The sequence below is a fragment of the Clostridium sp. LIBA-8553 genome (genome assembly GCF_057782465.1).
The window spans coordinates 3,160,721-3,183,588 of the sequence record NZ_CM173489.1 but is presented as its reverse complement, the minus strand read 5'-3'; the positions used below and the strand labels follow the sequence as shown (position 1 = coordinate 3,183,588).

Genomic DNA, 22,868 nt, shown 5'->3' with positions numbered 1-22,868 from the left:
AAAAAATTAAAATAAGGAAATATCTATTTACAAAATAAATTATTAATAGTATTATTTTATAAGTAGGTATTTTTTTATACTTGAAATAATTTATTAGATTTAATATATATTGAGAGATATAGTTAGAGTTGGCTTTATAGGAGGCTAGTATGGGAGAAAATATGATTAAAAGTGAAGACTTAGTTTTTAAATATGTCAACGCTGAAGAACAAACTGAGAAGATTGCAATAAATCACGTTTCTATGGAAGTTAAAAAGGGAGAATTTTTAGTTGTATTAGGACATAATGGTTCAGGAAAATCAACTATGGCAAAGCATATGAATGCTTTATTGCTTCCTAGTGGCGGAAAGATGTATGTTGATGGATTAGATACTTCTGATATAGAAAATATTTGGGAAGTTAGAAGAAGAGCTGGAATGGTTTTTCAAAATCCAGACAACCAATTAGTAGCTACCATAGTTGAGGAGGATGTTGCTTTTGGACCAGAGAACTTAGGTATTGATCCTAAGGAAATAAGGGAAAGAGTAGACGATTCATTAAAAGCAGTTGGTATGTATGAGTATAGAAAGCATGCACCACATTTATTATCAGGAGGACAAAAGCAAAGGATTGCAATTGCAGGTATATTAGCAATGAGACCTAAATGCATAGTTTTAGACGAACCTACAGCAATGCTAGATCCTTCAGGTAGAAAAGAAGTAATGAAAACTATAAAAGAAGTAAATAAAAAGTTTGGAATTACTATAATACTTATAACTCACTATATGGATGAAGCAGCACAAGCTGATAGAATAATCGTTATGGATAAAGGTGAAAAAGTAATGGAAGGAGTTCCAAGAGAAATTTTTTCACAAGTAGAAATGGTAAAATCAATTGGACTAGATGTTCCTCAAGTTACTGAATTAGCTTATGAACTTCAAAAAGAAGGAATAGATATATCAACAGAAATATTAAATATAGATGAGATGGTGAATGCTTTATGTCAATTAAAATAGAAAATTTAAATCACGTATATATGCCTAAAACACCTTTCGAAAAGATAGCTTTAAATAATATAAATTGTGAAATAAAAGATGGAGAGTTTATCGCATTAATTGGTCATACTGGTTCAGGAAAATCAACTTTTATACAGCATTTAAATGGACTATTAAGTCCTACTAGTGGAAATATAATAGTTGATGGAATTAATATAGCCGATAAAAAAGTTAAATTAAGTGATATTAGAAAAAAGGTAGGATTAGTATTTCAATATCCTGAATATCAATTATTTGAAGAGACTATTGAAAAAGATATTGAGTATGGACCAAGAAATTTAGGTATAAGCGAAGAAGAGATAAGTAAGAGAGTTAAGAGATCAATGGAAATGGTTGGTCTTGATTACGAAACATATAAGGATAAATCACCTTTTGATTTAAGTGGTGGACAAAAAAGAAGAGTTGCCATAGCTGGTGTTATAGCAATGGAACCTAAAGTGCTTATATTAGACGAACCAACAGCTGGTTTAGATCCAAAGGGAAGAGAAGATATACTTGCTCAAATAAGAATCCTTCATAAGGAATATGGAATGACCATAATTATGGTTAGTCATAGTATGGAGGATGTGGCTAAGATTGCCGATAGAGTAATAGTTATGAATAGTGGAGAAATAGTTTTAGATGGTGAGATAGCAGAGGTGTTTAAAGAGGTTGAAATCTTAGAAAAAATAGGTTTAGCTGTTCCTCAAGTTACTTACCTAATAAGAGAGTTAAGAAAGAAGGGCTTTAATATATCAGAAGAGATATTTACTATTTCTCAAGCTAAAGAAGCTCTTTTAGAAATAATAAGGAATAATAATTAGGAAGGATAAAAAATTATGTTAAAGGACATTACTATAGGTCAATACATTCCTGGGGATTCTTTTGTACATAAATTAGATCCAAGGACTAAGATATTAATATCATTTATCTTTATTGCTTCACTATTTATAGTAGATAAGTTTTGGGGATATATATTTATAATAGCCTTCTTAGGTGCAACTGTATTAATATCTAAATTACAATTTAAATATTTATATAAAGGACTTAAACCTGTATTTTTACTGATAGCTATAACAGCAGCACTTAATATATTTATGATAAAGGGTACAGAAGATACTCTTATATGGCATTGGAAATTCTTATATATTTATAAGGACGGAATAAGAACAGCTATCTTCATGGCTTTAAGACTTATTTTGCTTATAATGGGAACTTCAGTATTGACACTTACAACATCTCCAATTGAGTTAACTGATGGTATTGAAAGTTTATTAAAGCCATTTAAGAAAATTGGAGTGCCAGCTCATGAATTAGCAATGATGATGACAATTGCTTTAAGATTTATACCAACTTTAATTGATGAAACTGATAAAATCATGAAAGCTCAAAAAGCTAGAGGGGCAGATTTTGAATCAGGTAACATAATACAAAAGGCAAAAAGTTTAATACCACTATTAATTCCTTTATTTATTAGTTCATTTAGAAGAGCTGATGAATTAGCTATGGCTATGGAAGCAAGATGCTATAGAGGTGGAGATGGAAGAACTAGAATGAAAGTTTTAAAGTATTCTAAGAATGATTTTATCTCTTTTGGAATGGCAGGAGTACTTTTAGCTTTATCAATAGTAGTTAGAGTTATGTAGTATAAGCTTAGTCTTAATTTGTAGTTTAAGACTTTTAATGTGAATTAAATATTGATAGTATAAAAGAAAGACTGCAAAATTGTAGTCTTTCTTTGTTTGAAAAAATAAATTTAGAGATTAATTATTAATAGTTATAATATAGTTTTATAAAAAAGATTAAAGGAATGATTGTATGAAGAATATAAAGTTAACTATAGAATACGATGGAACATCTTATTTTGGATGGCAAAAACAACCTATAGGAAATACTCTTCAACAAAAGGTTGAAGAAGCCATAAAAAAAGTTACAAAGGAAGATGTTGAGTTACTAGGAAGCAGTAGGACTGATTCAGGAGTCCATGCGAAAGCTTATGTTGCCAATTTTAAGACCAATTCTAGCATACCAGGGAGAAATTTTAAGGCTGCATTAAACTCAAAGCTACCAAAGGATATAGTTATAATGAATTCAGAAGAGGTTGATGAAGCTTTTCATGCTAGATATATGACCACTGGAAAGACTTATTGCTATACTATATTAAATAGAGAAGAGCCACCAGCATTAGAGAGAAACTATGTATATCATGTTAAAAAGTCTTTAGATGTTGAAGCTATGAAAGAAGCATGTAAATACTTTTTAGGGAAACATGACTTTAAGGCATTTCAAAGACCAGGTGGAACAGTTAAAACTTCTGTGAGAACAATAACTGATATTCATATTGAAACAGATGGAAATAAAATTAAAATATATGTTTCAGCAGATGGCTTTTTATACAATATGGTAAGATTAATTGTTGGAACATTGCTTAAAGTAGGAAGAGGAAAAGAGAAGCCAGAATATATAAAGGAAGTCATAGATTCTGGTGATAGAAAAAAAGCTGGAATTTGTGTTCCGCCAACAGGACTATGCTTAGAAAAAGTTTTTTACTAAAAGTACGTGAAATGTATTGACACGCCCGTAAGCGTGTATTATAATTGTATTTGTTTGTAAGAGAGATGTACGGGATTCAATAAGGATCTTAACATAAAGTACGAGGACATATAAAACCTATTTTAAAATTCTAGGGAGGGAAAACGATGAAATCATACATTGCAAAAGCACAAGAAGTTGAAAGAAAATGGTATGTTGTTGACGCTGCTGGAAAGCCACTAGGAAGAGTTGCTAGCCAAGTTGCTTCAATATTAAGAGGAAAGAACAAGCCAACATTTACACCAAATGTTGACTGTGGAGATTTCGTTATCGTTATAAACGCTGAGAAAGTTGTTTTAACTGGTAAGAAATTAGACCAAAAAATGTTAAGAAAGCACAGCTTATACGCTGGTGGATTAAAAGAAACTCCATACAGAGAAGTTTTAGAAAAGAAACCTGAAGTTGCTTTTGAAGAAGCAGTTAGAAGAATGCTTCCAACAGGCGTTTTAGGAAGAAAAATGTTAAAGAAATTAAATGTGTACAGAGGAACTGAGCACAACCACGCTGCTCAAAAACCAGAAGTACTTGAGTTAAGATACTAATTATAAGCTCGGGAGGAGGAGTTCAAATGGCAAAAGTTCAATACATGGGAACTGGAAGAAGAAAGAAATCAGTTGCAAGAGTAAGACTTGTACCAGGTGAAGGTAGAGTTATAGTAAATAATAGAGAAATCGAAACATATTTCGGATTAGAAACTTTAAGAGTTGTAGTTAACCAACCATTAGTTTTAACTGAAACTAAAGACAAATATGACGTTTTAGTTAACGTTCATGGTGGTGGATTATCAGGTCAAGCAGGAGCTATAAGACATGGTATATCAAGAGCTTTATTAAAAGCTGACGAAAACTTAAGACCAGAATTAAAGAAAGCTGGATTCTTAACTAGAGACCCAAGAATGGTTGAAAGAAAGAAATGCGGTTTAAAGAAAGCAAGAAGATCTCCACAATTCTCAAAGAGATAATATTGCTTTTATCAGAAAGAAGGAGGAATTTCTCCTTCTTTTTTTATGTCTTTTTATAAGAATAGGGACTTTTAGTTAATAAAATAATTGTATTTTAAGAGTAAAAAGTATTTTTATTTTTTTATTAAAATATATAAATCAGATTGAAAATGAATATGAATATGAGGATTTATAAATACTAGGGGCAATAGAGAAGATATATCACAATAAATATTAATAATTTTAAAATAAAAATATAAATATATTGATTAGACAATAAATATTATAAAATCTTGAAATTGGCTTAATAACTTGATGTAAATGTATTCTACATTTAGTTGTTTTAAATAAATTGGATATTAATTAGAAAAAAATTCAAAAAAATGGATTCTATATTAAGTTTAAGTTAAAAAGAATCTTTAAAACTTAACAAACAAGTGATTATATTGTAAAATGTTATAGGATTGATATTTTAAAATTAAAAAAGAAAAATTAGAGATTTGTACTTTACAAATTAAGCAAATTGGAGGAGAAGTATCTTGAAAGATGCAATTTTTACTTTAATTCAAGTTGCCGGTGGTTTAGGACTATTCCTTTTCGGTATGAAGTTAATGGGAGAAGGGTTAGAAAACGCTGCAGGTGATAAGTTAAAAAGTATATTAGAGAAAGTTACTAAAAATCCTATATCAGCAGTTTTAGTAGGAGCTTTTGTTACTATGGTAATACAAAGTTCAAGTGCTACTACAGTAATGGTAGTTGGGTTCGTTAATGCAGGTCTTATGAACTTAGCACAGGCTGCTGGAGTAATAATGGGAGCTAATATTGGGACAACCATTACAGCGCAACTTGTTGCCTTTAAGTTAGATGAGATTGCACCTTTATTTGTAATAATTGGTGTTGTATTATTAATGTCAGCTAAGCAAAAGAAAAGAAGAGATGTTGCTAACATAATATTAGGATTTGGTATCCTATTCATGGGAATGGGAATAATGAGTTCATCATTAAAACCACTAGCTTCATCACCTATGTTCTCAGAACTTATAGTTGCTATTGGAGATAATTGGCTTTTAGGAATATTTACAGGTTTAGCTCTTACAGCTATACTACAAAGTTCATCAGCTACAACAGGTATATTAATAGCCTTAGCATCAACAGGCGCTATACATATAAAAGTTGCATTACCAATATTATTTGGATGTAATATAGGAACATGTGTAACTGCTTTACTAGCTAGTATTGGTGCCAATAAAACAGCACACAAAGCTGCTGCAATACATTTAATGTTTAATATCTTAGGTACATTAATATTTATACCATTTATAACACCACTTGGAGATTTTGTTATGAAAATGAGCCCAGGAGATGTTGAAAGACAAATAGCTAATGCTCACACAATCTTTAATGTAATTGCTACTATAATACTTGTACCATTAAGTAAGTATATGATTATGGTAGTTAACAAAATAATCAGAGGTGAAGATGAGATTGAGCACTGTGGACCTAAGTATCTTGATGAAAGATTATTGGAAACACCAGTAATAGCTGCAGGACAAGTTCAAAAAGAAACTTTAAGAATGGCAAATAAAGCTAAAGAAAACTTAGAGTTAAGTATGAAAGCTTTTAAAGAAAATAATGAAAGTTCAGTTAAAAAAGTATATGAAAATGAAAAACTTATAAATATATTAGAAGAGGCAATAACTTCTTACTTAGTTAAATTATCTAAATGTGAATTATCTGCTAAAGAAAGTAACTTAGTAGCATCAACTTTCCATGTTGTAAATGATATTGAAAGAATTGGTGATCACGTTGAAAATATAGCAGATTTAACATTAGAGAAAATAGGAAGAAATCTAAAATACAGTGAAGATGCTTTAAAAGAAATAGATTATATATATGATCAAACAATTAAAGCTTTAGACATAACAATAGATGCCTATGCAAATGAAAATGTAGATGAAGCTGGAACTATTTACGAAATAGAAAGAAAGATAGATTCATCACAAAAAGAATTTAGAGAAAATCATATTAAGAGATTAAGTCAAGGTTCTTGTAGTGCTTATGATGGTGCAATATTTATGGACTTATTAAGTAACTTTGAAAGAATCGGTGACCATGCAACTAACATAGCTGAAAGTGTTATGGAAGTTTACTAAGATTATTAAAAGAACACCTAGAATTGGGTGTTCTTTTTTTGTATAGACTTTTAGAATATTTCTTTATATATAGGAAAAAATAAATTGGACTTCATATTTTAATAATTTAAAGTAAGAATTAAATTTACTTTGATATTAATGCTTCTTTATGATTTCTATTTAATAGAACATTAAGGATATATAATTACATAAATATAGGAGGTATTCTAAATGAAGAAAATAATTAAGATTTTATCAATGGTGATGATTTCTTTTTTAGCTTTTAATATGATTTTAGTAAAAGTTAATGCAGAGGAATGTAGAAAGGTAATAGTGATAGATCCTGGACATGGAGGAATCGATGGGGGAGGAAAAAGTGCAAGCGGAATATTAGAGAAGGATATAAACTTATCAATATCCTTAAAAACTAAAGCTGTTTTAGAAAGTAAGGGATATAAAGTAGTAATGACAAGAAGTGAAGATGTAGGTTTATATAGTGAAGGCAAAAAGGTAAAAGAAAAGAAAAGAGAAGATTTAGCTAATAGAGTTAAGATGAAAAAAGAAAGTAATTGTGATGCTTTTATAAGCATACATCAAAATATGTTTCCACAAAAAAGTTGCAAAGGAGCTCAAGTATGGAGTGCTAACAATGAAGCAAGTCAAAAGTTAGGGCAAATAATTCAACAAAAATTTAGAGAAGAGGTTGATTCAAGTAACAAAAGAGCACCAAAGGTTGCAAAGAAAGAATATAAAATATTGAGTGATGACTATGAATGTCCTTCTGTAATATTAGAATGTGGATTCTTATCAAATCCAGAAGAAAGCGTATTATTAAGTAAGGAAGAGTACCAAATTAAAATTGCTAATGCCATATCAAATTCAGTAGATGAATACTTTAAAACAGTAGATGAAAAGAAAAACTAGGCTTGAAAAATTTACTTCAATATCATTAGGCCTAATAGAATTAAATTTATAGGATAAAAAAATAAGGTTTAATATTAAGAAAAATAGTATTATAAATAAAAGACATATTAAAAAATTAAGTAATTTAAATTTATTCATAAAAACTCCTCAAAATAAATCTACTATATATATACTTTGATTTATTTAGTTATTATGACAATAAAAAAGCTATGCCGCATTTAGCATAGCTTTTATTTTATATATTTTTAAAGCCTTTTCCTTTAACTTCTGAAACGTCAATTATAGTTACAAAAGCACTTGGATCTATATAATGTATTGTATTTTTCAACTCAATCATTTGTCTTGTAGTAACTAGACAATAAAGCATTTTCTTTCTATCATGAGTGTATTCACCTTCAGCTAAAAGAGAAGTTACCCCTCTATGAAGATCATTTATTATATAATTTATCACTTGTTGTTCCTTATCAGTTATTATAAGTAGTAACTGTTTTGAGTGAATACCCTTAATAACTTTATCAACTAATACTGTTTGTACAAATATAGATATAAGTGTATAAAGCGCTGTTTCTAAACCAAAGAAGACTGCTCCTAAAGCAACTATACACATATTTAGAACGAAACTTAGTGATCCTATGTTAAAGTTTGAGTATTTTTTACGAATAACCATAGTAACAATATCTGTTCCGCCAGTTGATCCACCTTTAGAAAATACTATTCCATAACCAAAACCACATATAGCACCACCGAAAACACAGTATAGTAATTTATCATCTAATGTAACAAGATGTGATACTGGTGCTGTTATCATTAATGATAAGGATAAAGCTAACATTCCTATAGCTGAGTTAAATGTAAACTGCTTAGAAAGTTTAAAATAACTAAGTATAAATAATGGAATGTTTATAAGTAAAACAACAATACCTGAGTTAACTCCCACTAAGTATTGAAAGATAAGTGCAATACCTGTTGCTCCACCACTAAGAAGTTTTGCATTTGATAAAAATAGGTTTACGCCTAAAGAAGCTATAAAGCAACCTAAAATAATAAATGCATTATCAATTAGTAATTCTTTTTTCTCTCTAATGTAATTCATTGGGATTCTCCTAAATTTACAATAAATAATTTCATAGGTTATTATAATGCTTTTTTTTGTAAAGTAAAGCTAATGAATACATTGAAAAAGCAACTAATGTGTTTTTATGGTAAAATACATTGTATATACTAAGATTTTCATTGAATTAATAGTAGAAGTTATATCTTAATAAAATCGTAATAAATAAATATGTTAATTTTAATTTTCCTCCTTTACTATTTAAGGGAGGCATAAGTTTAAGGAGTGCTTTATTATGGAAAAAGAAAAGTTTAATGTTTTAGTTGTTGATGATGAAAAAGAAATAAGAGATGCAATAGATATATATTTAAGAGGTGAGGGGATAAATGTAATAAAAGCTGGAGATGGATTTGAAGCCTTAGAGGTTCTTGATAAAGAAGATATCCATTTAGTAGTTTTAGACATAATGATGCCTAAATTAGACGGTATGAGAACTTGCCTAAAGATAAGAGAAAGTAGAAATATACCAATAATATTACTATCAGCAAAATCAGAGGATAGTGACAAGATATTAGGTTTAAATATTGGTGCAGATGATTATGTTACAAAACCATTTAACCATCTAGAGCTTGTTGCTAGAGTAAAATCTCAATTAAGAAGATATGACTATCCTTTAAATAGAGAAAATACTCAAGACTTAATAGTAATAAAAAATTTAACTATAGATACAGTAAATAAACAGGTTTCTTTAAGAGGTGAGAATATCAAGTTAACAGCAACGGAATATAAAATATTAACACTTTTAGCATCGCATCCAGGAAGAATATTTTCAATTAAAGAAATATATGAAAGAGTATGGGAAGAACCTTTTTATAAAAGTGAAAATACAGTAACAGTTCACATAAGAAGAATGAGAGAAAAAATAGAAATTAATTCAAAAGACCCTGAGTATATAAAGGTGGTGTGGGGACTTGGGTATAAAATTGACAAATAGTTTTTCTAGATGGTGGAGGAATTATAGTCTTTCTGTAAGAAGTATAGAGAACATGTTTATAATAATATTTGCAGTATTTATTCCTGTTCTATATATTATTTTATTTGGAGGATATGATTTTCAAAACATAGTAAAATTAAATGCAAAGTTAAATCCTAACATAAGTAATCATGTTATGTATAGAGATGCTTTGATAAGTCCACAGAAATATAGAGAAAGTAGACTTTTAGCTCAATCTGTAGATATATCGGACTTTCTATATAATGAAACTAACTATTTAAGTACATTAGATAGTCTAGATACAAGGGAAGAAAAGCAAGCTTTTATTTCAAAGCTTCAAGAAAGAGCAACTAGTTATTCAGGAGTTGTTTTAGTAAATAAGAAAACTGGAGAATATTACTCTAATAGAGTATGGTTTTATGAGAAACCATACAATCTTTCAACGCCTAAAGAAGTTTTGGAAAGTTTATCTAAAAACGATAATGTAGTTTTTAAGGAAATCAATCCTTCAGATAATTATGAAGAAATATACTTTTCTAGAGGTGAACTTTATGATTCTGAAATAAGTTCAATTAAAATTGCTTTTATTGTGACTATGACTACTACAGTTTTAATGATGCTTTTAATTATAAAAAAACTAGCTATGATTAAGAATATGGGAATAAGAGCTTATAAAGAAAGCTGGAGAAATGGTTACTTCTATAAATTTTTAGAGTGTTTAAATGTATTAATTACGAAGAAAATGTTTATAGAAGAGTTTTTAAAAGATAAAGTGGTTATATTCACTATTTCTTTTACAATAATATATATGCTTATAAATGGTTTTATGAGAAATATAGAATTCGTATGGAAGCAATATCACTATGTGTTAACAGATAATAGATATTTATGGTTGATTCCAATTATTTTTATAGTTCATTTTATCGGAAAATTCATAAGAAAGTATGATGGATTAGATACTATAATAAAAGATATAGAAAAAGTTAAAAAAGGTGATACTGAGATTGAAATAAAGGATAATGATGATAAACAAATAAGGGAGTTAGCAGATGATGTTAATGACTTAAGATTAGGATATAAAGAATTAGTTGAAGAGGGAGTAAAAAATGAAAAACTTAAAACAGAATTAATATCTAATGTTTCACATGATTTGAAAACTCCATTAACTTCAATAATAAATTATGTAAATATCCTTCAATTAAATGATATAACAGAAGCGGAAAGAAAAGAATATATAGAAATACTAGATAAAAAATCTCAAATGCTTAAAAAGCTTATAGATGATTTATTTGAGGTTTCTAAGATGTCTTCAGGTAAAGTTGAATTATTTAAATATAATATAGATATAATTCAACTTATATATCAATGTATAGCGGAAGTTGAGGACATATATTCAGAAAAACAAATTCAGTTTAAGATAAATGGACCAGAGGAATGTATGGTTAAAATAGATCCTCAGAGAATGTCTAGAGTATTTCAAAACTTAACCACTAATGCTTTAAAATATAGTCTAGAGAACACTAGGGTTTATGTTGAGATAAAGGATTTAGAAAACTATATAGAAATATCATTTAAAAATATTTCATCATATGCCTTAGATTTTGATGAGCAGGATATTTTAGAAAGATTTGCAAGAGGAGATGAATCAAGAAATTCAACTATAGAAGGATCTGGATTAGGATTAGCCATAGCTAAAACTATTGTAGAACTTCATAATGGTAGATTTAGAGTTGAATGTGAGGGCGATTTATTTAAAGCTTTTGTAATAATACCTAAGAACAAAGAAGATAATAATGAAGAAAAATTATAGTCTTTTATTATTAACTTATTTTAAAATCTTCACATAAAGAGTATAATTACTATATAATAATATTTATCTAATAAAAATTATTTATTAAAATACTAATTAAGAGAAGGTGTGAGGAAATGAGCTATTTATTTTTAGAGTATCCTAAATGTAGCACTTGTAGAAAGGCCAAGAAGTGGCTTGAGGAGAATAATATAGATTTTATAGATAGAATGATAGTTGAAGAAAATCCAACTAAAGAGGAATTAAAAACTTGGTATGAAAAAAGCGGAGCTAATTTAAGTAAGTTTTTTAATACTTCAGGTAAATTATATAGAGAAATGAACCTAAAAGATAAAGTAAAAGTTGCTAGTGAGGATGAGCTTTTAGAAATACTATCAAGTAATGGGATGTTAGTAAAAAGACCACTACTTATAAAAGGTGATTTAATCCTTATAGGATTTAAAGAAGAAGAATGGGCTGAAAAGTTAAAATAATTAAAAGACTACAGAAAAAAATTCTGTAGTCTTTTTTTATTAATATACTAAAAGCTTTATTTTACTTATTGTAGGAATAAATTTAAAATGTCAATAATTATTATTAAGCAAATAACATTAAAAAAAGAAAATATAACTTATATAATAAGAGTTATTGATACAAAAACCTAACTTTTTCAAGAAATTCAAGTTTTACAAAATAGACTTAAATTATTATAATAAATTGTCAAGATATTGTGCGAAAATAAGAATTAATTACTATATATTGTGGAGGGGTAGCTAATGACACTATTAAAGAAATATTGTGCATGGTCTATAGAAGAACTAAATGATGAAACAGGGCTATATACTGAAGAGAAATTAATGATTGCTTTAGATAATATAGTTACATCAAAAATGGGGGAAAAAGAGATAATAAAATCTTTCATACAAGTTTCATTAGAGTTAACTTCTCAAACAGAACCAAGATGGCAGGAAATTGCGGCAAAGTTATATGTTAAGAATTTATATGAAGAAGTAAGAGTAAACAGAGACTTAGAAGAGGGAGTAGATCCATATGATAACTTCTATGATTTTATAAAAGAACTTACTGATAAAGGGTTATACGGAAAATATATTTTAGAAAATTACTCTAAAGAAGATATAGAAGAGTTAGAAAAAGAAATAAAAAGAGAAAGAGATTTTTTATTTACATACAGTGGAATAAATTTATTAGCTAAAAGATACTTAGTTCAAGATTTTAATAGATTACCATTAGAACTTCCTCAACAAATGTTTATGGGAATTGCTATGCACCTTGCTATTCCTGAGAAGAAGGAAAAGAGACTTTACTGGGCTAAAAGATTTTATGATGTTTTAAGTTCTATAAAAGCTACAATGGCTACACCAACTATGTCTAATGCTAGAAAACCATTCTATCAATTAAGCTCATGTTTTATAGACACTGTAGATGATAGTTTAGCAGGTATATATAAATCATTAGATAATTTCTCAAAGGTTTCTAAGTTTGGTGGCGGAATGGGAATCTATATGGGTAAAGTAAGAGCTCTAGGTTCAGCCATAAGAGGCTTTAAAGGGGCATCAGGCGGAATTATACCTTGGATAAAGTTATTCAATGACACAGCTGTAGCCGTTGACCAACTAGGAGTTAGAAATGGATCAGTTGCTATTTGGTTAGATGCTTGGCATAAAGACTTACCAGAGTTTCTTCAAATAAGAACAAATAATGGAGATGATAGAAAGAAGGCACATGATATTTTCCCAGGTCTTTGTTATCCAGATTTATTCTGGAAGCTAGCAGAAAATGATATAGATGCTAATTGGTATATGATGTGTCCTCATGAAATAAAGAATGTTAAAGGATATTCTTTAGAGGATTTCTACGGAGAAGAGTGGGAAAAGAGATATTACGAATGTGTAGAGGACGATAGAATAGAAAAAAGAGTTATGAGTGTTAAGGATATTGTTAGACTTATAATAAAGAGTGCGGCAGAAACAGGAACACCATTTGCTTTCTATAGAGATACAGTAAACAAATTTAATCCTAATAAACATAAGGGCATGATATACTCATCAAATCTTTGTACTGAAATAATGCAAAATATGAGTGCTATGGAAATAGAGCAAACAGAAATTAAGGATGAGAATGGTGATATAGTAGTTATTGAAAAAACTAAGCCAGGAGATTTCGTTGTTTGTAATTTATCTTCAGTAGTATTAGGAAATGTTGATGTTACATCAGATAAGGAAGTAGAATACGTAGTTGAAACTCAAATAAGAGCTATGGATAACGTAATAGATTTAAATTACTATTCAGTTCCATTTGCTGAGATAACAAACAAAAGATATAGAGCAGTTGGTCTTGGAACATCAGGATACCATCATATGCTTGTAAATAATAAAATTGTTTGGGATTCAGAAGAACATTTAGATTTTGTAGATAAAGTTTATGAGAGAATAAATTTCTATGCCATAAAGGCTAGTTTAAATATAGCTAAGGAAAAAGGAAGCTATCCATTATTTGAAGGTTCTGATTGGAGCAATGGAGATTACTTTGAATTAAGAGAATATAATTCACCTCAGTGGAAAGAACTAAGAGAAGAGGTTAGTAAATATGGTATGAGAAATGGATATCTATTTGCGGTAGCTCCAAATGGTTCAACAGCGACTTTAGCAGGAACTTCTGAGGGTATAGATCCAGTTATGAATAGATTCTGGTTAGAAGAAAAGAAAGGAAGCATAACTCCAAAGGTAGCACCAGGATTGTGCCAAGAGAACTTCTGGTATTATGTTTCAGCTTATAATGTAAATCAGGAGTTTACAGTTAAAGCAAATGGGGTAAGACAAAGACATATAGATCAAGGACAATCATTTAATCTATATATAACTACAGATTATACTATGAGACAAATAATGAATCTTTACATTGCAGCTTGTAAAAATGGAGTTAAGAGTATTTACTATGTAAGAAGTAAATCATTAACCGTTGAAGAATGTGAAAGTTGTTCAGCATAATTAGATTAAAAGAGAGATTTAAAATATTAGAGATACTCATCTGATTTCGGGTGAGTATCTATTACGTATAAATATTAGAGTTATGGAAAGGTGACGCGGAAATGGAAATAAATAAAAGACCTCTTTTTAATGAGTTTGGAGATACTGAAACTAATAAAAAGAGAATGATAAATGGTAATACAACTAACTTAAATGATTTTAATAATATGAAATACACTTGGGTTTCAGATTGGTACAGACAGGCTATGAATAACTTCTGGATTCCTGAAGAGATAAACCTAGCCCAAGACTTAAAAGACTATAAAAAATTAACCAAGGAAGAAAAAACGGCTTATGATAAAATATTATCTTTCTTAATATTTCTAGATTCAATACAAACAGCAAACTTAGGAAATATAAATAGTTATATTACTGCTTCAGAGGTTAACTTATGTTTAACTATACAAGCTTTCCAAGAAGCGGTTCACTCACAAAGTTATAGTTATATGCTAGATAGTATTTGTTCACCAGAAGAGAGGAATGAAATATTATTCCAGTGGAAAGATGATGCTATATTACTTCAAAGAAACAAGTTCATAGGAGAGTTATATAATGATTTCTTAGAGAATTCAACTATGGAAAATTTCTTAAAGTCAGTAATGGCTAATTATATTCTAGAAGGAGTTTATTTCTACTCAGGATTCATGTTCTTCTATAACTTAGAAAGAAATGGTAAGATGCCAGGTTCAGCCCAGGAAATAAGATATATAAATAGAGATGAAAATACTCACTTATGGTTATTTAGAAGCATAATAAAAGAATTAAAAGAAGAAATGCCAGAATTATTTACTGAAGAATTAAAAAATGAATTAAGAGAAATGGTTAGAACAGGTGTTGAACATGAGATTGCATGGGGTCACTATGTTATAGGTGACAATGTTAATGGAATAAATAAAAATCTTATAGAAAGATATATAAAATATATAGGAAACCTAAGAGTTAAAGCAATAGGATTAGAGCCTTTATTTGAAGGATATGATGAGAACCCAGCACCTTGGGTAGATTATTATGCTGATGCGAATCAAGTAAAAACAGATTTCTTTGAAGCCAAGTCAACAGCATATGCTAAGGCTGGAGCTTTAATAGATGACCTATAATCTTTAATATATGTTAATAGAAGAGGCTGTATCATTTTGATACAGCCTCTTTTTTACAGATATTTTTTTATTTTAATAGATCAGGAGAATCTAAATCATAATGTAATCCACAACTACAACGACCTTCTCCAAATAATAAGGAATAAGATTCAGGAAAACTACTATTTATTCTTATCACTTCTTTAGCAAATTCTTCTCTGTCTTTAGGTATGTCCATTAAAGCATCAGCCTTTTCTTGGGTGTCAATTATAGCACCAGAAGGTATAAATTTATTTGGAGATATTTTAATGGCACCTGAGACTAAGGCATTAGAAGATATATAAGTTCCTTCTCCTACTATTGCATAGAAAACAGTACTGTTAAAGCCAACAAATACATTGTCTTTTAGGCAACAAGGACCATGAATTATTGAACCGTGAGCACAAGAAACTGATTTTCCTATATAAATAGAATATTTTTTGTTATTAATAAGTACTTTTTCTTTAGCTAATCCATGTAATATAACCCCATCTTGAAGATTGGAGTTTTCACCAATAAAAAACGGAGAACCTTCATCACATCTAACGGTAACGTTGCAAGCTATAAAAACATTCTTCTCAATGGTTACATCTCCTATTATTGAAGAAAAAGGGCCAATAAAAACTGTAGGATCTATAGTTGGAGAAATACTTACTTTATTTATTTCAGTTTTAGGATTTGGACTTATTACATATGGATGAGTATTTAAACTATATACATTTTGATTTGAACTAGTAGAATCCATTATTTATCACCTTAAATTAATTTTATAATTTTATAATATTAAAGTTCTAATTAGAGTGTGTTATTACTAAAAGAATGTATAGATTTTTATTTCAAAATAGATATGTAGTTTAAAGATAGAGGGAGTATTTAAAAGCATCAATAAGATAAATAAACATAAAAAGGTTATTTGTTAATGATAATCATTTTCAATTAAATGAAATTTATGTTAAGATAACATCATAGAAAAAAACATTTGGAGGTTTAATATGGCTAAGATGATGGGACCTCGTTTCAAGATGTGCAGAAGACTTGGATTAAACGTAGTAGGACATCCAAAGGCTATGGAACGAGCGAATAGAGGAACAAGCAGAGCTGATAAAAAGTTATCAGATTATGGTGTTCAATTATTAGAGAAACAAAGATTAAGAGCTTATTATGGTGTTATGGAAAGACAATTTACTAGATATGTAGATAAAGCTTTCAATAGTAAAGAACAGCCTGGTGAAGCTTTACTTATGATTTTAGAGTCAAGACTTGATAATATGGTATATAGAATGGGATTTGCTAATTCTATAAGACAAGCTAGACAAATGGTTAACCATGGACACTTTTTAGTAAATGGAGAAAAAGTAAATATACCATCTTTCAGATTAAATGTTGGAGATGAAGTTGTTTTAAGAGAAAAATCAAGAAAAACAGAAATGTTTGTAAACAACTTTAAGGATAGTATAGGAAATGAAGTTCCTTATATAAGTAAAGAAGAAGAAAACTTTAAAGGAATCTTTACTAGAAAACCTAAGAGGGAAGAAATTCCAATAACAATACAAGAGCAATTAATAGTTGAATTCTATTCTAAATAATAGTAATACTGTATAACTGTTTAATCTAATAGGAAATTTAGTTTTAATTACTAAGCTGTTCCTGTAGTTAAAACTAAAATATCTTGTCATAATTATACTTAATAATGTTACTAAACTCTTACTAACAAAAAACACTTGGAGGTGTGCTGGCCTCCAAGTGCTTTTTGCTTTTATTATTTTTTTACATCTATATTATACTTTTTACATTTTAAAGAAACGGTTCTGTGAGTTAATCCTAAAGCCTTACCAGCTTTATTAAATGATTTATATTTTTTCATAGCTGCTTCAATTATTTGCTTTTCATATTCTTCAAAAGGAAGGATATTATCTATATCAATATTTAAAGCAAAAGAAGTGGATTCAATTGGCTTTAAATAAGAAGGCAGGTATTTGCTATCTATATAATCATTATCACAAAGATTCATGGCCCTTTCCATTATGTTTTCAAGTTCGCGAATGTTTCCAGGCCAAGAATATTCAATTAATAGATTAAGAGCATCTTGATTTATACCTAATATACTCTTGTTTAGCTTTTTGTTTAATTTTGCTATAAAATGTTCAACTAATTCAGGAATATCTTCTTTACGTTCTCTAAGTGGAGGAAGATTAATACCAAGAACATTAAGTCTATAGTAAAGATCTTCTCTAAAGGAACCCTCCTCAATCATTTCTTCTAAATTTCTATTAGTTGCTGCAATAACTCTTACATCAATGCTCTTAGGAGCAATACCTCCTACACTTTCAATTTCTCTTTCTTGTAATACTCTAAGTAATTTAACTTGCATTGACAAAGGCATATCACCTATTTCATCTAAGAAAATTGTTCCTGTATCAGCAATAGCAAATTTACCAGGCTTGCTTTGAACTGCACCTGTAAAAGCACCCTTCTCATATCCAAACAATTCACTTTCTAATAGATTTTCAGGTATAGAAGCACAGTTAACTCTAACAAAAGGTTTATTTTTTCTATTACTATTATTGTGTATAGCTTTTGCTATAAGTTCTTTTCCAGTACCACTTTCACCTCTAATAAGCACAGTAGAAGTGGTTTCAGAAGCTTTTTGACACATATACATTATGTCTTTTAATGTTCTGGTTGAACCTATAATATTTTTAAAAGAAGAATTTTTAGAAAGCTGTCTTAAAAATTCATTTTTATAGTAATCCAATTCTTGTTCAGATTTATTTAATTTTGACATAAGCTCTTTAATTAAGCTAACTGGTCTAGAAGTTGAAATAACTCCTTTAAACTCACCATCAATAAATAGTGGATCAATAGTACTTATAACATTAGTACCATTTTTTTTATGAATTACATCTTTTAATAAAGTTTTTTCTTTAAATACTTTAGCTCTAAGCCCTTTAGGAGAAACATCAAAAATACTTTTTCCTATAATATCAGTGCTTACTTTAGAGAAATTTTTAATATACGCAGGATTTAAGTAATTTATTATGCCATTTTCATCTAAAAAGCAAATCATATCTTGTGAGTTTTCAAGTATCTTTGTAAATTTCTCGTTTATTTCTTTCATACCTATAAGATCAGATACATCTTGAATTACGCTAACAGCTCCTATAATTTTTTCATTTATAAAAAGAGGAGAACTATTTACTAATCCAACCCTATTATTAATATGAAGTGTGGAACCATATTTTTTTAAATTACTAAGCATAACATGAGGAAGTTGAGATGAAGGAATTAACTCGTTAATTTTTTTACCATTAACATCTTTTCTATCACATCCAATGAATCTTAAGGCATATTGATTTATTGTTATTATATTTTGATCTATATCTATAACAACAATTCCTATAGGTAAACTTTCAAGAACCTGTTCATTAGCTACTATACTAGCATCAATTATTTCATCAATTTCACTATCTTCAGATTCTGAAGGATTATTTATGTTTTTATCAATAAAATCCATAAGAGATTGAACTGCTAATTTTTCAATCATTCCTTCATTTTGACATCCAATTAATATTCCTTCACCAGGTAAAACCTTAAGAGAAAGAATTGCAAGCATACTTATTCCAAGCCAATCAGTATAAGAATCTTTTTTTATATAAAGTTTAACCTTATATTTTGACTCTATTTCAGAAGCTTTATTAACAATCATAGCAGAGTATCTAGTATGTAATCCTAAGGGCGTTTTTATGATTAATTCTCTTGAATACATTAAATGAAATCACCGTCCAAAGTTTTATTTTAATGAATTATATACAAAAAAGTGAATGTGCTTGATATTTTTTATCAAGTGTTAATAATATATTATCAGAAAAACATATTATTTTAAAGGTTTTATATATGTTATTATTGATAAAAAGAAAATTATTAAAGAAAATATGATAAAAAATATCAAGTCTAAAATTTGTTTGATATTTTTTATCATATTTAGTATAATAAAAGCAACTAATATGACTAGTTATTTTTATCCAAATTTTTAATAAATAAAATATTTTTATAAGAATTATAGGCATTTTTACTAGGGTTTATGAGTATAATATATCTTGAAAAATATTAAAATTTAAAAACTTGGCACGCAAATTGCTGTTGTATATAGGCAGTGAATTTGAAAAGTGAATTAGTTGAATTGTGATTGATATTTAATGTTGTATTTAGTTGAGTATGAACTTAAAGGAGGACTACATAATGAAAAAAGGTATTGCTGCTTCAAAAGGATATGCAATAGGAACTGTATTTATACAAGAACATGAGGAAATAGTAATAACTGATGCGAAGGTTTCAGATATAGCTGCTGAAAAAGAAAAATTAGCTAAGGCTTTAGCTCAATCAAAAGAGCAGTTAGAAGCAATAAAAGAAAAAACAGCTAAGGAAATCGGAGAGCATGAAGCTCAAGTTTTTGAAGCTCATTTAATGTTATTAGATGACGTAGAGTTTACTGGTCAAATGGAAATGACTATTGAAAATGATCAATTAAACGCTATGAAGGCTGTACAAAATGTTACAGATACTTTCGTTATGATATTTGATTCTATGGATGACCCTTATATGAGAGAAAGGGCAGCAGATATAAAAGACGTTTCTAAGAGAATAATAGCTAACCTAGCAGGTAAGGGCGGAAACGGAATGGAAAATGTAGGAGCTAACACTGTTGTTGTAGCTCATGACTTAACACCTTCAGATACTGCTCAATTAGATAGAAGTAAAGTTGTTGGTTTCTTAACTAACATAGGAGGAAGAACTTCTCACTCAGCTATAATGGCTAGAACATTAGAAATACCAGCTGTTGTTGGATTAGGTGATATAACAACTTCAGTTAAAAATGGAGATACTATCATAGTTGATGGTATTGAAGGTGTAGCTATAATCAACCCAGATGAAGCTACTATAAATGAATACAAAGCTAGATTAGAGAAGTTTAAAGCAGACCAAGAAGAATTAAAGAAATTAATAGATGTTAAAACAACTACTAAATCAGGTAGAAGAATAGAGGTTTGCGGAAATATTGGTAAACCAGAAGATATAGATCAAGTTTTAGCAAATGGTGGAGACGGAGTTGGACTATTTAGAACTGAGTTCTTATACATGGATAGAGAAGAAGCTCCAACTGAAGACGAACAATTTGAATCATACAAATATGTTTTAGAAAAAGCAGATGGTAAGCAAGTTGTTATCAGAACATTAGATATCGGTGGAGATAAAACTCTTCCATACTTACCATTACCAGAAGAAATGAACCCATTCTTAGGATACAGAGCTATAAGATTATGCTTAGATAGAAAAGATATTTTTAGAGTTCAAATAAGAGCTTTATTAAGAGCTTCTGTTTACGGAAATCTTGCAGTAATGTTCCCAATGATTTCAGGATTAGAAGAATTCCAACAAGCTAAAGCATTTGTTGAAGAATGTAAAGCTGAGTTAAAAGCAGAAGGAATTGCTTACTCAGACTCAATTCAATGGGGTATAATGGTTGAAATCCCAGCTGCAGCAGTTTATGCTGATGAGTTAGCTAAGCATGTTGATTTCTTCTCAATAGGAACTAACGACTTAATCCAATATACATTAGCTGCTGATAGAATGAGTGAAAAGGTGTCATACCTTTACAACCCAATGCATCCAGCTGTATTAAGATTAATCAAAATGACAATAGATGGTGCTCACAAACATGGTAAGTGGGTAGGCATGTGTGGAGAGATGGCAGGAGATGAAAGAGCTATACCAACATTAGTTGAATATGGCTTAGATGAATTCTCAATGAGTGCTACATCAATCCTAACTGCTAAAAAAATAATAATGGAACAAGAATAATAGTCAATAATTTAAAAATTAATATACAACACTCAAAACCCTAAGTTTTGGCACGAAGTATTTCGTGCCTTTTTTTTATAAAAATAAGTTTTTCATGAAATAAATTTATTTTTATTGAGTTTTAGGAAAAAATAATAATAATTTAAATAAAGGAGGCGTATTTTTTGTTAAAGGTAATAAAAAATATTGAGGTTTATGACCCAGAGTATTTAGGCAAAAAGGATATTGTTATATTAAGTGATAAAATTGAAGGATTATATGATGAAGTAAATGTTCCAGAAGATTTTATAAATATTCAAGTTATTGATGGAGAAGGAATGATAGCTGTTCCAGGATTTATAGATTGTCATGTTCATATACTTGGTGGAGGTGGAGAAGGTGGATTTAGAACTAGAACTCCAGAACTTCAATTAAGCAGTATTATAAAAGGTGGAATAACCACCCTAGTAGGGTGTATAGGAACTGATGGGGTTTGTAGAGACATGAAAGGATTAATTGCAAAAGCTAAGGCTTTATGTGAAGAAGGTGTCACTTGCTATTGCTATACTGGTTCATATGATGTTCCTGTAAACACCATAACTAAGAGTGTTAAAAGTGACTTACTTTTAATAGATAGAGTTATAGGTGTTGGTGAAATAGCACTTTCAGACAATAGAAGTTCACAACCAACATATGATCAGTTTGTTAATGTAGTGGCTCAAGCTAGGGTTGGAGGACTTTTATCAGGAAAGGCTGGAATAGTAAATGTTCATTTAGGTGCTGGAAAAAGGATGATTGAATATATAACTAGATTAATAAATGAAACTGAAATTCCACCAAGTCAAATCATTCCTACTCATATGGGAAGAAATAGAGAACTTTTTGAGGCTGGTATAAATCATGCTAAGGCTGGTGGTCAAATAGATTTAACAACATCTTCAGATCCTCAACATTTAGAGGAAGGAGAGTTAACAGCAGGTGAAGGACTTAAAAAGCTTTTAGACGCCGGAGTAGACATAGAAAGAATAACTTTTTCTTCAGATGGAAATGGAAGTATGCCATTATTCGATGAAAATGGAGAACTTAAAGGCTTAGGAATATGTTCGGTAGAAAGTCTTTTTAATGAAGTTAAGGAAGCTATAAAGCTTGGAGTACCTTTAGAAAAAGCTATAAGGGTTATTACTAGTAATGTTGCTAATGTTTTAAAATTAGAGCATAAAGGCTTTATATCAACAGGAAAAGATGCAGATATAATTTTATTAGATAAAAAAAATTTAGATATAAATTCTGTTATATCTAGAGGGAATATTTTGATGGATAATAAAAAATTGTTAGTAAAAGGCACCTTTGAATAACAAACTTATAAAAGTTAAATAATAGCTATTATTTGTAACATTGACTTAATATTTTAAATATAATATAATTGTAAGTAA

General features: G+C 29.1%; 19 protein-coding genes. 16 read left to right on the top strand and 3 right to left on the bottom strand.

What is annotated here, in order from left to right; translation table 11 throughout:
- Window positions 1-149 precede the first annotated feature (149 nt).
- The 8 genes from AC2JAQ_RS14360 (at window position 150) to cwlD (ending at window position 7,601) form a co-directional block, all read left to right on the top strand.
- Window positions 150-995, top strand: a complete 846-nt coding sequence (locus AC2JAQ_RS14360) for an energy-coupling factor transporter ATPase (RefSeq protein WP_488457029.1) — start codon at window positions 150-152, stop codon at window positions 993-995.
- Window positions 980-1,837, top strand: coding sequence for an energy-coupling factor transporter ATPase (locus tag AC2JAQ_RS14355; protein WP_488457028.1), 858 nt, complete (start codon window positions 980-982; stop codon window positions 1,835-1,837). Before AC2JAQ_RS14360 ends, AC2JAQ_RS14355 begins: the two co-directional genes overlap by 16 nt.
- 15 nt (window positions 1,838-1,852) lie before the next feature.
- Entirely contained in the window at window positions 1,853-2,659 is an 807-nt protein-coding gene (locus AC2JAQ_RS14350; RefSeq protein WP_488457027.1) for an energy-coupling factor transporter transmembrane component T family protein, read from the top strand.
- 172 nt (window positions 2,660-2,831) lie between these two features.
- Complete coding sequence (gene truA / locus AC2JAQ_RS14345) at window positions 2,832-3,566, top strand: tRNA pseudouridine(38-40) synthase TruA (protein ID WP_488457026.1); 735 nt, start codon at window positions 2,832-2,834, stop codon at window positions 3,564-3,566.
- Window positions 3,567-3,712: 146 nt separating this feature from the next.
- Window positions 3,713-4,147 carry a 50S ribosomal protein L13 gene (gene rplM, locus AC2JAQ_RS14340; RefSeq protein WP_423239016.1) on the top strand — a complete coding sequence of 145 codons (435 nt, stop codon included), beginning with the start codon at window positions 3,713-3,715 and terminating at the stop codon, window positions 4,145-4,147.
- 26 nt (window positions 4,148-4,173) lie between these two features.
- On the top strand, window positions 4,174-4,566 hold the full coding sequence (gene rpsI, locus AC2JAQ_RS14335) for a 30S ribosomal protein S9 (RefSeq protein WP_003454434.1): 393 nt from the start codon (window positions 4,174-4,176) through the stop codon (window positions 4,564-4,566).
- Window positions 4,567-5,084: 518 nt separating this feature from the next.
- On the top strand, window positions 5,085-6,698 hold the full coding sequence (locus AC2JAQ_RS14330; protein WP_423239017.1) for a Na/Pi cotransporter family protein: 1,614 nt from the start codon (window positions 5,085-5,087) through the stop codon (window positions 6,696-6,698).
- 210 nt (window positions 6,699-6,908) lie between these two features.
- Window positions 6,909-7,601 carry an N-acetylmuramoyl-L-alanine amidase CwlD gene (gene cwlD / locus AC2JAQ_RS14325; RefSeq protein WP_488457025.1) on the top strand — a complete coding sequence of 231 codons (693 nt, stop codon included), beginning with the start codon at window positions 6,909-6,911 and terminating at the stop codon, window positions 7,599-7,601.
- A 235-nt stretch (window positions 7,602-7,836) separates the two neighbouring features.
- On the opposite strand, the gene AC2JAQ_RS14320 is transcribed toward cwlD, so the two are convergent.
- Entirely contained in the window at window positions 7,837-8,694 is an 858-nt protein-coding gene (locus AC2JAQ_RS14320; protein WP_488457024.1) for a YitT family protein, read from the bottom strand.
- Window positions 8,695-8,947: 253 nt separating this feature from the next.
- Between AC2JAQ_RS14320 and AC2JAQ_RS14315 the strand changes: the two genes are divergently transcribed.
- The 5 genes from AC2JAQ_RS14315 to AC2JAQ_RS14295 all read left to right on the top strand — a co-directional run bounded on the left by AC2JAQ_RS14315 (window position 8,948) and on the right by AC2JAQ_RS14295 (window position 15,579).
- Window positions 8,948-9,646: a response regulator transcription factor gene (locus AC2JAQ_RS14315; RefSeq protein ID WP_423239020.1), complete on the top strand. Its 699-nt coding sequence runs from the start codon at window positions 8,948-8,950 to the stop codon at window positions 9,644-9,646.
- On the top strand, window positions 9,624-11,456 hold the full coding sequence (locus AC2JAQ_RS14310; protein WP_488457023.1) for a sensor histidine kinase: 1,833 nt from the start codon (window positions 9,624-9,626) through the stop codon (window positions 11,454-11,456). Before AC2JAQ_RS14315 ends, AC2JAQ_RS14310 begins: the two co-directional genes overlap by 23 nt.
- A gap of 116 nt (window positions 11,457-11,572) precedes the next feature.
- Window positions 11,573-11,929 (top strand): arsenate reductase family protein, encoded by a 357-nt coding sequence (locus AC2JAQ_RS14305; RefSeq protein ID WP_488457022.1) that lies wholly within the window; start codon window positions 11,573-11,575, stop codon window positions 11,927-11,929.
- A gap of 282 nt (window positions 11,930-12,211) precedes the next feature.
- A complete protein-coding gene (locus tag AC2JAQ_RS14300) occupies window positions 12,212-14,443 on the top strand; it encodes a ribonucleoside-diphosphate reductase subunit alpha (RefSeq protein WP_488457021.1) in 2,232 nt (743 codons plus the stop codon).
- 101 nt (window positions 14,444-14,544) lie between these two features.
- A complete protein-coding gene (locus AC2JAQ_RS14295; protein ID WP_488457020.1) occupies window positions 14,545-15,579 on the top strand; it encodes a ribonucleotide-diphosphate reductase subunit beta in 1,035 nt (344 codons plus the stop codon).
- A gap of 67 nt (window positions 15,580-15,646) precedes the next feature.
- On the opposite strand, the gene AC2JAQ_RS14290 is transcribed toward AC2JAQ_RS14295, so the two are convergent.
- Window positions 15,647-16,342: an LbetaH domain-containing protein gene (locus tag AC2JAQ_RS14290; RefSeq protein WP_488457019.1), complete on the bottom strand. Its 696-nt coding sequence runs from the start codon at window positions 16,340-16,342 to the stop codon at window positions 15,647-15,649.
- Window positions 16,343-16,589: 247 nt separating this feature from the next.
- Here AC2JAQ_RS14290 and rpsD point away from each other — a divergent pair, with 247 nt between their 5' ends.
- A complete protein-coding gene (rpsD, locus tag AC2JAQ_RS14285; protein ID WP_488457018.1) occupies window positions 16,590-17,183 on the top strand; it encodes a 30S ribosomal protein S4 in 594 nt (197 codons plus the stop codon).
- A gap of 173 nt (window positions 17,184-17,356) precedes the next feature.
- Here rpsD and AC2JAQ_RS14280 read toward each other — a convergent pair whose 3' ends face one another.
- On the bottom strand, window positions 17,357-19,363 hold the full coding sequence (locus AC2JAQ_RS14280) for a sigma 54-interacting transcriptional regulator (protein ID WP_488457017.1): 2,007 nt from the start codon (window positions 19,361-19,363) through the stop codon (window positions 17,357-17,359).
- Between the two features lie 473 nt (window positions 19,364-19,836).
- On the opposite strand from AC2JAQ_RS14280, the gene ptsP reads away from it, so the two are divergent.
- Window positions 19,837-21,456 (top strand): phosphoenolpyruvate--protein phosphotransferase, encoded by a 1,620-nt coding sequence (gene ptsP, locus AC2JAQ_RS14275; protein ID WP_423239027.1) that lies wholly within the window; start codon window positions 19,837-19,839, stop codon window positions 21,454-21,456.
- A gap of 164 nt (window positions 21,457-21,620) precedes the next feature.
- Window positions 21,621-22,790: a beta-aspartyl-peptidase gene (gene iadA / locus AC2JAQ_RS14270; protein ID WP_488457016.1), complete on the top strand. Its 1,170-nt coding sequence runs from the start codon at window positions 21,621-21,623 to the stop codon at window positions 22,788-22,790.
- Window positions 22,791-22,868: the final 78 nt, after the last annotated feature.

Coding starts and splice junctions, on each gene's coding strand:
- AC2JAQ_RS14355 (WP_488457028.1), top strand. CDS start 980: ATGTCAATTAAAATAGAAAATTTAAATCACGTATATATGCCTAAAACA.
- AC2JAQ_RS14350 (WP_488457027.1), top strand. CDS start 1,853: ATGTTAAAGGACATTACTATAGGTCAATACATTCCTGGGGATTCTTTT.
- AC2JAQ_RS14315 (WP_423239020.1), top strand. CDS start 8,948: ATGGAAAAAGAAAAGTTTAATGTTTTAGTTGTTGATGATGAAAAAGAA.
- AC2JAQ_RS14280 (WP_488457017.1), bottom strand. CDS start 19,363: ATGTATTCAAGAGAATTAATCATAAAAACGCCCTTAGGATTACATACT.
- rpsD (WP_488457018.1), top strand. CDS start 16,590: ATGGCTAAGATGATGGGACCTCGTTTCAAGATGTGCAGAAGACTTGGA.
- ptsP (WP_423239027.1), top strand. CDS start 19,837: ATGAAAAAAGGTATTGCTGCTTCAAAAGGATATGCAATAGGAACTGTA.
- truA (WP_488457026.1), top strand. CDS start 2,832: ATGAAGAATATAAAGTTAACTATAGAATACGATGGAACATCTTATTTT.
- AC2JAQ_RS14290 (WP_488457019.1), bottom strand. CDS start 16,342: ATGGATTCTACTAGTTCAAATCAAAATGTATATAGTTTAAATACTCAT.
- rplM (WP_423239016.1), top strand. CDS start 3,713: ATGAAATCATACATTGCAAAAGCACAAGAAGTTGAAAGAAAATGGTAT.
- AC2JAQ_RS14300 (WP_488457021.1), top strand. CDS start 12,212: ATGACACTATTAAAGAAATATTGTGCATGGTCTATAGAAGAACTAAAT.
- cwlD (WP_488457025.1), top strand. CDS start 6,909: ATGAAGAAAATAATTAAGATTTTATCAATGGTGATGATTTCTTTTTTA.
- AC2JAQ_RS14360 (WP_488457029.1), top strand. CDS start 150: ATGGGAGAAAATATGATTAAAAGTGAAGACTTAGTTTTTAAATATGTC.
- rpsI (WP_003454434.1), top strand. CDS start 4,174: ATGGCAAAAGTTCAATACATGGGAACTGGAAGAAGAAAGAAATCAGTT.
- AC2JAQ_RS14295 (WP_488457020.1), top strand. CDS start 14,545: ATGGAAATAAATAAAAGACCTCTTTTTAATGAGTTTGGAGATACTGAA.
- AC2JAQ_RS14320 (WP_488457024.1), bottom strand. CDS start 8,694: ATGAATTACATTAGAGAGAAAAAAGAATTACTAATTGATAATGCATTT.
- AC2JAQ_RS14305 (WP_488457022.1), top strand. CDS start 11,573: ATGAGCTATTTATTTTTAGAGTATCCTAAATGTAGCACTTGTAGAAAG.